Below are 14,903 nucleotides of genomic sequence, written 5' to 3' on the forward strand. Positions count from 1 at the left end.
TTTGTTCAATTTCAAATCACGCAATGACGGCTGCAGTGGCAGCCGTTTTTTATTTTTGAGGAATTTGAACACATGGTGCACTATCATCGCGGGAAGGGGGCCGTGGCCAAGGGGGATTGAGAAAGAGGGATTCGCATCCAGCTCGTGCCCCCTAAACAGAAAAAACGCAGCGATTCAATGATGGCGAATGGCGGAACATCGCCGGAGTTGTTTTCAGCTATACAAATACGGAGTGCCATAATATTCCGTCCGGTTGAGCTCCGGGTATTCGGAAGTGAAATGAATGAAAATCGGGCACCAATCACAAAACGGGTACGTGCGAAAAAAATCGCGGTCGCCGTAGCGAATAGCTTCGAGCGCCAACGGCAATTCTTTCTTGAATACGTTCGCTCGGCGCGCATTTTCTTGCCGGCCCATTTGACGGTTGCCAACGAACACATAGAGAAACAACATCAGCTGTTGCCCGGCTTGTTTCCATTCACCGAGCACTTCATCGCGTTGAGAAGTGAGCTGATCAGTGACAAATGTGCGGGAGACCGTGAGGAATAAGGCGCCAGTCGTGTCCGAGTGGGTTAAGGTGTACAGACGGCCGTTCACCGGTGACAGCTGGGTGATTCCAGCGGTCTGGGTGACGTGCAGTCGCTCGGGAGAAAGGTGTTTCATGGCGGTCCTCCTTCTGTTCTGGAAAGTAGATGATCTCATTCATCTATATGTGCCTTTATTGGCGGCGATGACAAAACAAAACCGAACGGGACGGCCGATCCGCGTTCGGTTTTGCTTCATGGCTTTCAGTGGGTGACGTTGGTGGCCTCCTTGTCCGCAGCCGCTTCGCTATGCGCCAGCGGGGCGGCGGAGTCGGCCCATTGCGGCCGCCAGGCGATGCAAAGCGCCCCGCCGATGATGCCGAGAATCGTGCCGACTAAGAAGCCGCCCAAGGCGCCCATAATCGATAAAATCGCGCTGAACATGCCGATGATGCCGAATAAGGTGGCCAGCCGCGGCATTGCATACGACAAGATGGCCATCAACAATACCATCCCGCCGAGGAAAAAGCCGACGAAGACGGTGCTGCCAGGGACGAGCGAAATTTCATATAAGTGCGCTGGAATCCACAAAATGATCAAGCCCGACAGCAACAGCAGCGTCGCCCCCCAAAACGGCCGCCGTCTGCGCCAGCGCTGAAGCGCCTGCCAACCGGAACGAATTGTGCTCAATGCCTCTCATCCTTACTGAAATTAATTGAGTTTTTCAAAATATACTTTCATGCCCGGCAGCGCCACTTTTTGTTGGAACAAATAGACGGTTTTCAAGTTTCCGTTGTCGATCGTAATATTGTCGGCCCCTTGGGTGAACTCTTGCGCTGCTTTTTGGACCGGGTCTTGTACATCGCCGACGTAGTTTTCTTTCATCGTCAGGCTGCCGAAGGAGATGTTGCCGTTAATTTGCGTCGCTTTTTGCACGAGCCCATCGATCGTGACCGTGCCTCCCGCTTCAATGACGACGCGGATGCCAAGTTTGTCAAAGTCTTTGGAAATTTTCAGCCCTTGAATGCTGGCGTTCGCAATCTCGTTGACAAACACCGGCGTTTGCTTCGATTCTCCCGATTCCGCGATCCCGCCGTACATTTTAAATCCGCTGCCGTTCAGTTTGTCAAATTGGACGGTGAATTCCCCCACCCCGCCGAGCGGCAGCGCATAGGCGACGCCTGTCAGCCCGAAGATCGACAGCAAGGCTCCGAGAAGCAGGAACCCCCCTAACAGCGCGGCGATCAGCGGCTTTTTCGCTGTGCGCCCCCCAATGATGACCGGTTTTGTTGCCATTTCCATGGCGTTTCTCCTCCCCCTTTTTTGAATGATCAGCGCTGTAAGCGCTTTAGTCAATCTGTTTAAATTTTATGACAATTATCCATTCCATTAAATCCCTATGTTTGTCGGATTTTTTAAGTGTTCTTGGACAAACGTGACGGGCAAAAGAAGGAATTGACCGATCGAATTAAGAAAGTAGATGATCAAAGTAGTCGATCACTAGTGGGGATGCGGGGGAGGATGGGGATGTCGAAGGAATTAAACGATCATTTGCTTCGTTTGCTGCATGAAGCGGCCGACATCTTGCATAGGTATGAGGGGGAATTGAACCGGGAATGGGAGCGGATCGGTGAAGCGCTTGGCAAGCGGAATGCGCGGGTTCAAGGGGTGTTTTCCGCGCTTTGCGAATTCGTTCAAGCAAGATTGCTCCCGTACGGGGGCGAGCATCCAACGGATGAGTATCTCGAACGCATCGGAGCGTTTCATCCGGAGATGATCATCTTTTCTTTGAATGTAATGGAAAATACGGTTCATCAAGTGCTGAAGGCACATGCGCCAGGGGCATCCGCCTTGCACCCGGCCGTGCGGTATTTGTTTTTCAAATGGAATGAATGGCTGTTGTATGAAGTGAATGAACAATCATTCAAAATCAGCCGCGATTCTGCTTGGAAAACAGAATCATTGTGGAAAGATGCCGTCATTTTGTTCAACGAATGGATTTTGCGGGCGCAGACGTTGGCGGAATCGGCCATGCATATTTGTTTTGGTTTCTCCTATTTTCTTCCTTTCAACCGCTGCGCGCTGTTTCAATTTGTCAATCAGGAGAGCACAGCCATCGGTCTGTCCGGACATGGGGTGGACCATGAGCAAATTCAGCGTTTGCGCGTGGAATTGGACAATATTCCGATGTTGAAAGAAAGCGTGGGAAAATTGAAAGCGGAAGTGCATGAATTTCGCCATTTTCGTCCCATTTACGTGCCGAGGGCAGCCGAACAGTTTCCAAAGGCATATGTCGAGTCATTCGATTTGGCCTCGCTGGTGATCGTTCCGGTGTATGTGCCGACAGAGGGGCGAATGATTGGGGGCGTCGTTCTCGATCGTGGACCAGGCTGTTTCTTTGAGGTTGACCGCCGCCTGTTTCCCGCGCTGATGAAATTTGGCCAAAGCGCGGGGGAGTTGCTGCTGAAATGGATCGAGGCGCCAAAAAAAGAATGGGAAGGAATGACGGAATCCTTGTCGCCAAGAGAAATGGAGATTTTGAAGTTGCTTGCGGACGGAGCCTCGACATTGGAAGCAGCCTGCCAGCTTTATTTGAGCGAATTTACAGTGCGTGATTACATTTCGAGCGCCTTAAGGAAACTCAACGCGAAAAATCGGACGGAAGCGGTGGCGAAGGCGCTGCGTCTTGGGCTGATCGGATGACGAGCGGGATCGATGGGCCCGCTCCATCTGATTTCACAAGATTTTCACCGATTGCTCACCGGTTGGACATTCTTTTGTTCTATACTCCTTGCTGAAAAACAAAGCAGGAGGGAAAACCGTGGAACAAGCAGCGAAACCGGTGGACAGACAGCGGTCGATGTACATGGCGGTCTGGAGGTGGCATTTTTATGCCGGCCTTTTCTTTGCGCCTTTTTTGATCATTTTGGCGCTGAGCGGGGCCGTCTATTTGTTTAAGCCGCAGATCGAATCAGCGCTGTATGGCCATTTGTATGAGGTGGACAGGATCGGTGAAAAGCGGCTGCCTTTGGTTGAATTGACGGAGCGGGTCAAAGAGCAATATCCGCATCACCCCATCGTCTCTGTGACGCTCGAGAAAGAAGCGAATCGGACCGTGAAAGTAGGAATGATGGACAAAGGAGAAATGGTGTTTGTCTTTGTCAACCCGTATACCGGGGAGATTCAAGGGACCTTGCGCGCGGATGAGAATTGGACGGAAATCGCGAAAAAAATTCACAGCGAGCTGCTCGTTGGCGGGACGTTGGCCAACCGCTTTGTGGAGCTGGCGGCTTGTTGGGGGTTCGTTTTGTTAGTGACCGGGCTGTATTTGTGGTGGCCGCGGCAATCATTCTCGGTTTTCGGAACGTTTTGGCCGCGCTGGCGGGCGAAAAAACGTTTGGCCTGGCGCGACTGGCATGCAGTGACAGGCATATGGATGAGCGGCGGGATTTTGTTGCTCATTGTGACGGGCATGCCGTGGACGGGTGTCATGGGGGAGGTCATTAACCGCGTGGCGACGGCGACGAACACTGGTTATCCGCCGTTTGCATTCAGCTTCGGGCCGAAGCCGGAATCGAAGGTGGTCACCAAAGAGGTGGCGCAAGATGTGCCGTGGGCGACCGAGCGACTGCCGGTGCCTTCTGTTCACGCGCGCAACACGACCTCGTTGTCGCTCGATGACGTGTATGCGATTGCCGAGGAGAAAAAGGTGAAAAAGCCGTTCACGATTTCGCTGCCGCAAGGCCCAAAAGGGGTGTTTACGGTGGCGACGTCGAAAACCAAGCCGTGGGATAACGCCACCTTGCACATTGACCAATATTCAGGCCGGGTGCTGAGCGATGTTCGCTTTTCCGACTATGGCGCATTGGCCAAAGCGATCACGATTGGCATTGCGTTTCATGAAGGACGGTTGTTTGGCCTGGCGAACCAGCTGATTAATCTCGTTTTTTGCCTTGGGCTCATCGTTTTGGCCGTAAGCGGTTGGGTCATGTGGCGCCAGCGGAAGCCAAAGGGATTAGGAGCACCGGCGCGGGTGCGGGACTCACAAACGGTGAAAACCGTCTGGGGCGGGATGATCGCCGCCGCCATTGTGATGCCTTTGTTTGCGTTGTCTCTCTTGTTCATCTGGCTGTTTGACCGCCTGATCGTTCCGCGTGTACCGAAACTGCGCGAGTTTTTGGCGGCGTGACGGGGGCGCGACGGTTGGTTGCCGGCAGCGAAATCGAACGATACGACGGCCGTTGCCCCTGACGCCGCGCGTCCGTTGTTTACTGCGTGATCCTCTCGAGCGTTGGAAAGCATAGCTTCCGAGAAGGACGGTGCAAAACCGCTGTTTTCCCTAATCGATGGGTGACCGTGTGAAAGAAAAGTAGTACCGAATGCTACAGGGTTTTTCTATTTGAGAAGCGAGGCTGGGAAGCGGCATGCACGATTAAATCACCATCCCTCTAGACTCTCTGGCGGCGAAGGAAGATTTTGGCCTTCGCCGCTTGATTTTGTTGTCATGTTTGGGCGCCGGTGTCATACGTATCATAAAGGAGCCATTTTGATTTTGCGCAAAGGAGGAACCACGCGTGAACCAACCGTATGCCTCCCCGCAGCTGTTCGCGCTCATCGACCCGTATGTATACCATACCTTGCAAGGCGTGCGCGGCCAAGAGGTGGTGGTAGAAACCGTCCGCGGCTCGATCCAAGGGATCGTGAGGGATGTGAAGCCGGATCATCTCGTCATTGCCGCGCATCAGGCGGTTTATTATGTCCGCTTGGCGCAAGTCGTTTCCGTTCGCCTCGGCCATAACTGAAAGAGGAGGGAAAGGCGGTGGTCTTTCAGCGAATCGACCGGTTGGCGATTGAGTTGCCGAAGCCGAAGTACGCAGACCCCAATGCGGCGGCGGCCGTGCAGGAACTGCTTGGCGGGCGCTTTGGCGAAATGTCGACGTTGAACAATTATTTGTTTCAGTCATTCAATTTTCGGCAAAAAAACAAGCTTCGCCCGTTTTACGAGCTGGTGGCAAGCATTACTGCCGAAGAGTTCGGCCATGTCGAGCTCGTGTCCAACGCGATCAACCTTTGTTTGACCGGCTCCACCCACCCAGGTGACCCGGATACAGCGCCGATGAAGGACGCGAAAGACAAGCGCAATACGTATCATTTCATCGCCACGGCGCAGACGGCGTTTCCCGGCGATTCGATGGGGAAGGCGTGGACGGGGGAGTACGTGTTCAACAGCGGCAACTTGATTTTGGATTTGCTTCATAACTTTTTCCTTGAGTGCGGAGCGCGCACGCATAAAATGCGCGTCTATGAAATGACCGATCACCCGACGGCCCGCGAGATGATCGGCTACTTGCTCGTGCGCGGGGGCGTCCATATTTTAGCGTATGCGAAAGCGTTGGAAGTGGCGACCGGTGTGGATGTGACGAAGATGCTGCCGATCCCGAACTTGGATAACCGTGTGTTCGACGAGGCGAGAAAGTATGAGGACCAAGGCGTCCACCGCCGGCTTTATACGTTCAGCGATCGCTATTACCGAGAAATCGCCCGCATTTGGCAGGGCACGCATCCGAGCGATGGAAAGCCGCTCGAGGTGGTGGAAGGAGCTCCCCAAGGGGGGACGATCCCGGATTTGGACGAAGTGCCGGAAGAATTCGCCCCTGGGATTTCGGCGGAAGACTTTTTCGAAATAGCCAAGCGGCTGCAGCGATCGGCCGGATTGTAATTAGGCGCCCAACGGCGCCTGATTTTTTGCAAAGCCGGTCATTGACCAGATCGTATGGGCTCCTTGTCCTCCCGAGTCTACGATCGAAGAAGCGGCCCGCTCTCTTTCGGTTGTCCGCTGGCGGCAATCGTTTGGAGCACAGCTAGGAAGCGGCGGGCGCTTTTCGGCAAATACCGTTGTCGGTCGAGGATGGCGGCGGCTTCCGCGGTCATCGACGAGTCGATGATCTCGAGCACGTCGATGCCGGGGAGGCGAAACAAGGCCACGGTGGATTGCGGCACAATGGTGGCTCCGAGGCCTTGGGCGACAAGGGAAAGCAAGATCGTCGCATCCGGGCATTCGCATAGGATGTTCGGTTCAAAGCCATGGCGGCGGCATTCCTCGATGACTCGCTCGTACTGTCCGGCGCCGTGCACCCGGTGAAGAAGGAGAAGCGGCCAATCCGCAAAATCGCGCATGCATAGCGCGGTTCGCCCGTTTTTCCATTGCGCCGGCAACACGCCGACATAACGCTCGCTCGCCAGATGGATGACGTCGTAATGAGCTGCATCCATCGGCAGGCGGACGATGCCGATGTCAATGTGCCGCTCTTGAAGCAGCTGGCAAATGGAAAACGTATCCCCTTCGCGGAGATGAAAGGTCACGTTCGGAACTTGTTCGTGGAAGTGACGGATCGCTTGGGCCAAATAGGAAAAACACGATTTGACGCAGCCGATCGACAGCGTTCCCGCCGTTCCCTCTTCGATTTCTTTCACTTCCGCCACGGCGTCATCAAGCTGGCGCAGCAGTTGTTTCGCCTTTTCGTAAAACGCCTTGCCCGGTGGGGTGAGCTCCATTTTTTTCGCCTTCCGGTCAAATAAAAGAACACCGAGCTCTTCTTCGAGCTGCTTCAGCTGCTGGCTGAGCGGCGGCTGGGCGATGTGAAGCTTTTGCGCCGCTTTGGTGATTTGTCCCTCTTCGGCAATCGTGACGAAGTATTTCAGCTGTTTCACATCGATCATGCGTTTGTCTCCTTTCGTTCGCGGACTCTCTTTCGGTTTTTGGGAAATGGCGCTGGTGGAGAAAGGGGAATGCCTGCCGCGTCCGCTTGTATACATTTTTCATATAGGTTCGTTTATTGTTTTTGTATTTTTCATATATGAAATCATATGTTATATTAATTTTGAACATTCTGAATGAAAGCGCTTCCTTAACTATTATACCCGAAAACGGAGGGGATGAAAATGCCGGCCAAAACAGGAAAGGAGTATATGGAGCGGCTCAAGCAGGCGAAAAGCAGCGTGTACATCCACGGGGAAAAAGTGGAGGATGTCACCGTTCATCCCGCGTTCCGCAACGTCGTCCGCTCGATGGCGGCGCTTTACGACCGGCAATACGAAAAGCCGGAGAAGATGTTGTACCGGTCGCCGACAACCGGGCAGCCGGTCGGGATGACGTTCATTCAGCCGACTACGATTGACGAGCTCATCGCCCGCCGCGAGGCGACGCAAGAGTGGGCGCGGATGTCGGCCGGAATGATGGGGCGCTCGCCTGATTATCTGAATGCCGAAGTCATGGCGATGGGCATCGCCAACGATTTGTTTGCCGAAGACGATCCGATGTTTGCCGAAAATGCGAAAAACTATTATGAGTACGCGCGGGAAAACGACATCAGCTTGACGCATACGCTCATCCATCCGCAAATGAACCGCGCCAAGGCGCTACACGAACAAAACGATGCCGATGTGCCGCTTCACTTGGTGGAACGGCGCAAAGACGGGATCATCGTCAGCGGCATCCGCCTGTTGGCGACACAAGGCGGGATCACCGATGAAATTTTAGTGTTTCCCTCGACCGTGAAAAAAGCGACATCCGGCGAAGACCCATATGCGCTTGCCTTTGCCATTCCGAATAATACGCCAGGCGTGAAGTTCATTTGCCGCGAGGCGTTTGACTACGGGCGGAGCGCGTGGGATCATCCGCTGGCATCGCGTTTTGAGGAAGGCGATGCGATCGTTTCGTTTGAAAACGTGTTTGTGCCGTGGGAGCGCGTGTTTGTGTGCGGCAATTCATCGATTTGCAACCGGACGTTCCGGGAAACGAACGCAGTTGTTCATATGTCCCATCAAGTCGTGGCGAAAAACATCGTCAAAACGGAGTTTTTGCTTGGCGTCACCCTTTGCCTCATCGAAGCGATCGGCATCGGCGAGTTCCAGCATGTGAAAGACAAAGGGGCGGAAATCATGCTCGTCCTCGAGACGATGAAAAGCCATTTGTACCGGGCCGAGCACAATGCGAAGCGGGACCGTTGGGGAACGATGACGCCCGATTTTGCCGCGCTCGATGCCGCGCGCAACTGGTATCCGCGCATTTATCCGCGCTTGGCGGAGATCATCCGCATTTTAGGGGCATCGGGGTTGATGGCGATTCCGACGGAGGCGGATTTTCAGCACGAGGAAATTGGCGACATCGTCCGCCGGGCGATGCAAGGGGCGACGGTGGACGGCTATGAACGCGTCCAGCTGTTCCGGCTCGCTTGGGATCTCACGATGAGCGCGTTCGGCGCCCGGCAGACGCATTACGAATATTACTTTTTCGGCGACCCCGTTCGGATGGGGATGGCGTATTTCGATGGCTACGAAAAAGAGCCGTATAAACAGTTCGTGCGCGAATTTTTGCGCGGCGCCAAAAGCGTGTTCATTCCGGCTGACAACAAGCATTGACCGTTCATTCGAACGTTCGCAAACACGGTTGGGGGAACAGCGGAGGATGCGCGGCTGCGGCGCTTCCTAAGGTTGCCGCCGCTCGAAAACAGGCGTTCAGTGGCGCGCAAGCCGGGCGGATTTGGGCGTGCTGCGAGATGTTTGAAGTGAAAGGATTTGGCCAGCAACAAGGAAGGAGTTGTTTCATGTTCGCCAGCGGAAAAGACGGCTTCTTTCTGTCGGCCGCCCAACTCTGGATGAAGGAATGTTGCGAAAGGGGGAAGAGAGCGATGGCATTTTCCATTATTCGCTGCGCCCGCGCGGTGTTGCATGTGACCGATTTGGCCGCCGCCCGCGATTTTTACGAACGGGTGCTTGGGTTTGTCGTGACGGAAGCGGATGAAGATCATCTGTATTTGCGGGGACTTGAAGAATATCATCATCATAGCCTTCTATTGAAGAAGGCGCCCCGCCCTGCGGTCGAAGCGCTTGGCTACAAAGTCGGTTCCGAGCAGGAATTGGAAGCGCTTTATGAATGGTTTGCGGCGCAAACGCTGCAGCCGAAGTGGCTCGAAGCGGGAAGCCAGCGCGCCGTCGGCAGGGCGTTTCGCGTGCAAGATCCGTCCGGACTGCCGCTTGAGTTTTTTGCCCATATGGAGAAAACCGAGCGGTTGTTGCAGCGGTATGACTTGTATCGCGGGGCCCGCGTGCAGCGCATCGATCATTTCAACTGCGCGGTGACGGATGTAAAGAGCGCATATGACTTTTATGTCCGTGGTCTGGGCTTTGCCTGCTCAGAGTATACGGAAACAGAGGATGGGAAGCTTTGGGCGGCATGGCTGCACCGGAAGCAAAACGTCCACGATTTGGCGCTGATGAACGGAAAAGGGCCGCGCCTTCACCATATTGGGTTTTGGCTGCCGGATCCGCTCAGCCTGATCCATGCGTGCGATGTGCTGGCAGCGGCCGGATATGCAGCGAACATTGAACGCGGGCCGGGCCGTCACGGATTGTCGAATGCCTTCTTTGTCTATTTGCGCGATCCGGATGGCCATCGAATCGAGCTGTACAACGGCGATTATTTGACGAGCGACCCCGATTTTCCGCCGATCCGCTGGGATTTGGATGATCCGCGACGGCAAACGTTCTGGGGCCATGCGGCGCCGGACAGCTGGTTTGAAGAGGCGTCCATCGTCCTTGACGTTCACAGCGGCCAACCGGTCGAGCCGAACGAACCAACATTGGCGAAGCGGAAACCGACCTTCCTGATTTAGAAAGCTGATTTCATCCATCGTTCGTTCTTGACCAAAACATAGCATTTCAGGCGGTTTCTCTATGATAAAATAATATATGATTTTATAGTTGATTTGGTATATGATCATATGTAAAATATAAACAAGATTCAGAAAAATGAAGGCGATAGGGGGCAAGGGGATGGCATACCGCGAAGTGAAAGAACGGCTGCGCGGCTCGATCGCGCCGGTCGTCACGCCGTTTGATGAAGAGGGAAACGTTGATGTGGCAGCGTTGACGGCGCTCATTGACTGGCATATCGAAAGCGGCACACACGGCATTTCGGTGACGGGAACATCAGGAGAACCGAGCTCGCTGACGCTGGAAGAACGAAAGCAGGTGATGGAAGCGGCGAAGAAGGCGGTCGCCGGGCGCGTGCCGTTCGTGCCGGGGACGGGGTCGACGAACCATGCGGAGACGATCGAGCTGACGAAATTCGCCCAAGAAATCGGGGCTGATGCGGCGATGGTCATCGTCCCCTATTACAACCGTCCATCCCAACAGGCGCTGTACAAGCATTTTAAGGCGGTGGCCGAGGCGGTCGACATCCCGATCATCGTCTACAATATCCCTGGCCGGACGGCGGTCAATTTGGAGGTCCAAACATTGGCGCGGCTGGCCGAAGATTGTCCGAACATTATCGGCGTGAAAGAGTCGAACAAAGACTTTGAGCACGTCAACCGGGTGCTATGGCATTGCGGGCGCGATTTTCTGCTGTTTTCCGGCATCGAGCTGTTGTGCTATCCGATGCTGGCGATTGGCGGCGCCGGGTCGATCAGCGCGACGGCGAACGTCGTGCCGCAGAAAGTGGCCGAGCTGCACGACGCTTGGTTTGCCGGCGATGTCAAGCGGGCGCAAGATCTTCATTTTGAATTGATGGAACTCAATGATGTGCTGTTTATCGAAACGAACCCGGGCCCGGTGAAAGCGGCGCTCGGCATGATGGGGAAAATCACTCCGAAGCTCCGGCTGCCGCTCGATTTGCCAAGCGAAGAGAACCAGCGGAAAATCCGCCGCACGCTCGTCAAATACGGGTTGCTGGCCGAGACGCCGCAATGAGCGCGCTTGCTGAGGAGGGTGGGTGGAGTGATCCTTGCCGGCTGGGATGTAGGGAAGCGTCGGCGTTGGTCATCGATATGAAAGGGGGAGGGCGATCATGAACGTGCGGTTGCGCTTGTCTGGCCGACGGCATCTGTTCGAGGCGAAAGTGGATTGGCGGAGCAGAACGATGACGCTGGAGGGACGGACAGCGCCCATTGACGAATGGGAGTGGGAGGCGCCGGACGTTGGCGCTATGTATGGGGTGGCGCTTAATGACCGATGGGAATGGGAGGGGATGGCCGAGGCCATGACCGCTCCGCCGTACGAGCAACCACCAAAAGGGCCTGTGCTGTATATGAAGCCGGCGAACACTATCAACGCCCATCGCCGGCCGGTCGTTCTCCCGCCCGGTGTCCAACGGCTTCGCGCCGCCCCGGCGATCGGTCTGGTTATCGGGCGAACCGCCGCGCGCGTGCAGCGCGAGCAGGCGCTCGATTTTGTATTCGGTTACACGATCGTCAATGACCTGTCGATTCCGCACGAACAGCGGTACCGACCGGCGGTGAAGGAGCAGGCGCGCGACGGGTTCACTCCGGTCGGCCCTTGGGTGGTGCCGAAAGAGGAAACGGTGCCGCTGTCATCGTTAATGGCGCGCGTATATGTCAATGGTCAGCTCGTTCAGTGCGCTGATCTCCGCCGGTTCCGGCGCCCGCCTGAACAATGGCTGGCCGAGGTGACCGAATTTATGACCCTTTACCCGGGCGATGTGCTGTTTTTTAGCTGGCCGGCTGACGCGCCGCTCGTGGCGGCAGGAGATGTGGTGCGCATCGAAATGGATGGAATCGGTGTGTTGGAAAATAGGATCGTTGCCGAAGAAGGGGGAGGAGGGGCATGAAGCGGGCGCGCGTAGCGTGGAACGGAACGGTGACCGACGCGGTGCCGCTTGACGACGGCCGCCTTCTGCTGCCGGATGGGACGATTGCCGCTGAGAGCGACGTCATCTGGCTTCCCCCGGTCGAGCCGCGCACGATCGTGGCGCTTGGATTGAATTACGCCGATCATGCGGGGGAACTGTCGTTTGCCGCGCCGAAAGAGCCGCTTTTATTTTTCAAAGGGAAAAACACGCTCATCGGCCATCGCGGCCGAACCGTTCGCCCCAACGGCGTCAACGTGATGCATTATGAATGCGAGCTCGCGGTCGTCATCGGCCGTCCGGCCCGCCGGGTAAAAGCAGAGCGGGCGTACGACTACATTTGCGGTTACACGATTGCCAACGATTACGCTGTTCGCGACTACTTGGAAAATTATTACCGACCGAATTTCCGCGTCAAAAACCGTGACCGAACGACGCCGCTCGGCCCATGGATCGTCAGCCATGAGGAAGTGGGCGATCCGATGGCGCTTCGTTTGCGGACGTATGTCAATGGGGCGGTTGTGCAGGAAGGGGATACGGGCGATATGATCTTTTCGATCCCGTATTTGCTCGAGTACATCACCGAATTCATGACGCTCGCGCCTGGCGACCTGATTTTGACCGGCACGCCGAAAGGGGCGGTGAACGTCCAGCCCGGCGACGAAGTGGTGACGGAAATCGAGCGCATCGGCCGGCTCGTCAATTACATTGAATAGCAGGCAGCGCCCGGCAGAAAGCGTGGTATCGGGCGTTCAGAGCGAAAGGGGAGAGGATCGTGCCGCACTTTGTCTTAGAATACACGGCCAATCTCGGCGAAGAGGCCGATATTCGCGGCTTGCTTGAAAAAGTTCACCGTGTGCTGATCAAGCGGAGCGATTGGTTTCCCGTCGGCGGCATCCGCTCGCGCGCCATTCGGCTTGACGAGTACTATGTGGCTGACGGGGCCGAAGACGATGCGTTTGTGCACGGGACGCTGAAAATTGGCGCCGGGCGTCCGGAACAGGTAAAAAAAGAAGTCGGCGACGAGCTGTTTGCCGTGATGAAAGACCATTTCGCCCCGCTGTTTGCCAAACGCTATTTGGCGCTGTCGCTTGAGCTGTATGAATTCAGCGAGGCGGGGACGTATAAACACAACAACATTCATGCGCGTTATCGGGCGCAGCAGTGATGGGGGGAAACGAATGGCAGTGCAACCAAAAGTGCTTCATTATATCAATGGGCAGTTTGTGGAAGGGGCAGCCGGTCTGTATTTCACCAATATCAATCCGTTTACGAACGAACCGATCAACGAAGTGGCCGAAGGACGAAAGGAAGACATCGACGCGGCGGTCCGGGCGGCGAAAGAGGCGTTTGATCACGGGCCGTGGCGGACGATGCCGGTGGAGCGGCGGCTTCGTTATCTGTTTCGCATCGCGGAGTTGATCGAACAGCAGGCGGACGACATCGCCTATTTAGAGGCGCTGGATACCGGCATTCCGATCAGCCAGGCGAAAAAACAGGCCGCCCGCGCGGCGGAAAACTTCCGCTTTTACGCGGAAATGGTGAAAACGCGCCTTGTCGGCGAAGCGTACCACGTCCATGGTCAGTTTGTAAACTACACCGTCCACAAGCCGGTCGGCGTGGCGGGGCTCATCACGCCGTGGAATACGCCGTTTATGCTCGAGACATGGAAAGTCGCTCCAGCGCTGGCGACTGGCAACACGGTCGTCTTGAAGCCGGCCGAATGGTCGCCATTGACGGCGAATAAACTGGCGGAAATCATCGATGAAGCCGGGCTGCCTCGCGGGGTGTTCAACGTCGTGCACGGGTTTGGCGAAACGGCGGGCGCCGCGTTGGTCGCCCATCCGGACGTGCGCCTCATCTCATTTACCGGCGAGACGACGACCGGCATGGACATCATCCGCAACAGCGCCGCGACGTTGAAAAAAACATCGATGGAGCTTGGCGGCAAGTCGCCGCTCATCGTGTTCGCCGATGCGGATCTCGAACGGGCGCTTGATGCGGCCGTTTGGGGTGTATTTTCGCTCAATGGCGAGCGGTGCACGGCCAACTCGCGGCTTTTGCTCGAGCAGTCGATTTACGACGAATTTGTCGCCCGGCTGAAAGAGCGCGTCGACCGCATCGTCATCGGCGACCCGATGAACCCAGCGACCGAACTGGGGCCGCTTATTCACCGCGATCATTGGGAGCGGGTGAACCGCTATATAGACATCGCCAAGCAAGAAGGGGCGGACGTCTATGCCCCCAGTGTTCCGAACGGGTTGGAAAACGGCAATTTTGTGCCGCCGACGCTGCTGCTGAACTGCCATAACGGCATGAAGGTGGCGCAGGAAGAGATTTTCGGACCGGTGATGGCGGTCATGTCCTTTGCGGATGAAGAAGAGGCGATCCGGCTGGCGAACGCTGTGAAATACGGATTGGCGGCATACGTCTGGACGAACGATCTAAAGCGCGGCCACCGCGTCGCCCAAGCGATCGAAAGCGGGATGGCATGGGTCAACTCGCCGAACGTCCGCGATTTGCGCATCCCGTTTGGCGGGACGAAATACAGCGGCATTGGCCGCGAAGGCGGGCATTACAGCTTTGATTTCTATACGGAAGTGCAGGTCGTCCACGTCGCGGTCGGCGACCCGCCGATTCCCGCGTTCGGCAAGGGGGAGAAACGGACCGCCTTGTCTGCCGAACAGGCATGACGACTAGTCAACCTATATGATCTAGTATATGATAGACGT

The 14,903-nt window shown here is 55.8% G+C and carries 15 protein-coding genes; 11 read left to right on the plus strand and 4 right to left on the minus strand.

Annotated features, from left to right (window positions below):
* Positions 1-213: 213 nt before the first annotated feature.
* The 3 genes from ETC05_RS10525 to ETC05_RS10535 form a co-directional block, all read right to left on the minus strand.
* On the minus strand, positions 214-663 hold the full coding sequence (locus ETC05_RS10525) for a staygreen family protein (RefSeq protein WP_171660961.1): 450 nt from the start codon (positions 661-663) through the stop codon (positions 214-216).
* Positions 664-788: 125 nt separating this feature from the next.
* Positions 789-1,214, minus strand: coding sequence for a DUF6114 domain-containing protein (locus ETC05_RS10530; RefSeq protein ID WP_031407193.1), 426 nt, complete (start codon positions 1,212-1,214; stop codon positions 789-791).
* 21 nt (positions 1,215-1,235) lie between these two features.
* Entirely contained in the window at positions 1,236-1,826 is a 591-nt protein-coding gene (locus ETC05_RS10535; protein WP_042381706.1) for a DUF6230 family protein, read from the minus strand.
* Between the two features lie 225 nt (positions 1,827-2,051).
* Between ETC05_RS10535 and ETC05_RS10540 the strand changes: the two genes are divergently transcribed.
* The 4 genes from ETC05_RS10540 to ETC05_RS10555 all read left to right on the plus strand — a co-directional run bounded on the left by ETC05_RS10540 (position 2,052) and on the right by ETC05_RS10555 (position 6,243).
* On the plus strand, positions 2,052-3,227 hold the full coding sequence (locus ETC05_RS10540; RefSeq protein ID WP_171660962.1) for a helix-turn-helix domain-containing protein: 1,176 nt from the start codon (positions 2,052-2,054) through the stop codon (positions 3,225-3,227).
* A gap of 118 nt (positions 3,228-3,345) precedes the next feature.
* Positions 3,346-4,713: a PepSY-associated TM helix domain-containing protein gene (locus tag ETC05_RS10545; RefSeq protein WP_171660963.1), complete on the plus strand. Its 1,368-nt coding sequence runs from the start codon at positions 3,346-3,348 to the stop codon at positions 4,711-4,713.
* Positions 4,714-5,098: 385 nt separating this feature from the next.
* Positions 5,099-5,326: a YuzF family protein gene (locus ETC05_RS10550; RefSeq protein ID WP_031407201.1), complete on the plus strand. Its 228-nt coding sequence runs from the start codon at positions 5,099-5,101 to the stop codon at positions 5,324-5,326.
* 17 nt (positions 5,327-5,343) lie between these two features.
* Positions 5,344-6,243 (plus strand): manganese catalase family protein, encoded by a 900-nt coding sequence (locus ETC05_RS10555; protein ID WP_171660964.1) that lies wholly within the window; start codon positions 5,344-5,346, stop codon positions 6,241-6,243.
* A gap of 77 nt (positions 6,244-6,320) precedes the next feature.
* Here the strand turns inward: ETC05_RS10555 and ETC05_RS10560 are convergent, their stop codons facing one another.
* Positions 6,321-7,244: a LysR family transcriptional regulator gene (locus ETC05_RS10560; RefSeq protein WP_171660965.1), complete on the minus strand. Its 924-nt coding sequence runs from the start codon at positions 7,242-7,244 to the stop codon at positions 6,321-6,323.
* A 222-nt stretch (positions 7,245-7,466) separates the two neighbouring features.
* Between ETC05_RS10560 and hpaB the strand changes: the two genes are divergently transcribed.
* From hpaB to hpaE, 7 genes are all read left to right on the plus strand, one after another.
* On the plus strand, positions 7,467-8,945 hold the full coding sequence (gene hpaB, locus ETC05_RS10565; protein ID WP_171660966.1) for a 4-hydroxyphenylacetate 3-monooxygenase, oxygenase component: 1,479 nt from the start codon (positions 7,467-7,469) through the stop codon (positions 8,943-8,945).
* 269 nt (positions 8,946-9,214) lie between these two features.
* The gene (hpaD, locus tag ETC05_RS10570; RefSeq protein ID WP_171660967.1) at positions 9,215-10,198 is read left to right on the plus strand and encodes a 3,4-dihydroxyphenylacetate 2,3-dioxygenase; all 984 of its coding nucleotides are present in this window, start codon (positions 9,215-9,217) and stop codon (positions 10,196-10,198) included.
* 160 nt (positions 10,199-10,358) lie between these two features.
* Complete coding sequence (gene hpaI / locus ETC05_RS10575; RefSeq protein WP_171660968.1) at positions 10,359-11,276, plus strand: 2,4-dihydroxyhept-2-ene-1,7-dioic acid aldolase; 918 nt, start codon at positions 10,359-10,361, stop codon at positions 11,274-11,276.
* Between the two features lie 97 nt (positions 11,277-11,373).
* Entirely contained in the window at positions 11,374-12,153 is a 780-nt protein-coding gene (locus tag ETC05_RS10580; protein WP_031407213.1) for a fumarylacetoacetate hydrolase family protein, read from the plus strand.
* Positions 12,150-12,887, plus strand: a complete 738-nt coding sequence (locus ETC05_RS10585; RefSeq protein WP_031407215.1) for a fumarylacetoacetate hydrolase family protein — start codon at positions 12,150-12,152, stop codon at positions 12,885-12,887. The genes ETC05_RS10580 and ETC05_RS10585 overlap by 4 nt, the downstream gene beginning before the upstream one ends.
* A gap of 59 nt (positions 12,888-12,946) precedes the next feature.
* Complete coding sequence (locus tag ETC05_RS10590) at positions 12,947-13,339, plus strand: 5-carboxymethyl-2-hydroxymuconate Delta-isomerase (protein WP_031407217.1); 393 nt, start codon at positions 12,947-12,949, stop codon at positions 13,337-13,339.
* Between the two features lie 13 nt (positions 13,340-13,352).
* Positions 13,353-14,864, plus strand: a complete 1,512-nt coding sequence (gene hpaE / locus ETC05_RS10595; protein ID WP_031407219.1) for a 5-carboxymethyl-2-hydroxymuconate semialdehyde dehydrogenase — start codon at positions 13,353-13,355, stop codon at positions 14,862-14,864.
* Positions 14,865-14,903 lie beyond the last annotated feature (39 nt).

This window comes from Geobacillus sp. BMUD (assembly GCF_013096845.1).
In the GTDB taxonomy this organism is placed as follows: Bacteria; Bacillota; Bacilli; order Bacillales; family Anoxybacillaceae; genus Geobacillus; species Geobacillus vulcani.

Bases quoted from the DNA above. Each gene is read 5' to 3' on its own strand.
- ETC05_RS10525 (WP_171660961.1), bottom strand. From the start codon at position 663: ATGAAACACCTTTCTCCCGAGCGACTGCACGTCACCCAGACCGCTGGA.
- ETC05_RS10535 (WP_042381706.1), bottom strand. From the start codon at position 1,826: ATGGAAATGGCAACAAAACCGGTCATCATTGGGGGGCGCACAGCGAAA.
- ETC05_RS10540 (WP_171660962.1), top strand. From the start codon at position 2,052: ATGTCGAAGGAATTAAACGATCATTTGCTTCGTTTGCTGCATGAAGCG.
- ETC05_RS10560 (WP_171660965.1), bottom strand. From the start codon at position 7,244: ATGATCGATGTGAAACAGCTGAAATACTTCGTCACGATTGCCGAAGAG.
- hpaB (WP_171660966.1), top strand. From the start codon at position 7,467: ATGCCGGCCAAAACAGGAAAGGAGTATATGGAGCGGCTCAAGCAGGCG.
- hpaD (WP_171660967.1), top strand. From the start codon at position 9,215: ATGGCATTTTCCATTATTCGCTGCGCCCGCGCGGTGTTGCATGTGACC.
- hpaI (WP_171660968.1), top strand. From the start codon at position 10,359: ATGGCATACCGCGAAGTGAAAGAACGGCTGCGCGGCTCGATCGCGCCG.
- ETC05_RS10580 (WP_031407213.1), top strand. From the start codon at position 11,374: ATGAACGTGCGGTTGCGCTTGTCTGGCCGACGGCATCTGTTCGAGGCG.
- ETC05_RS10585 (WP_031407215.1), top strand. From the start codon at position 12,150: ATGAAGCGGGCGCGCGTAGCGTGGAACGGAACGGTGACCGACGCGGTG.
- hpaE (WP_031407219.1), top strand. From the start codon at position 13,353: ATGGCAGTGCAACCAAAAGTGCTTCATTATATCAATGGGCAGTTTGTG.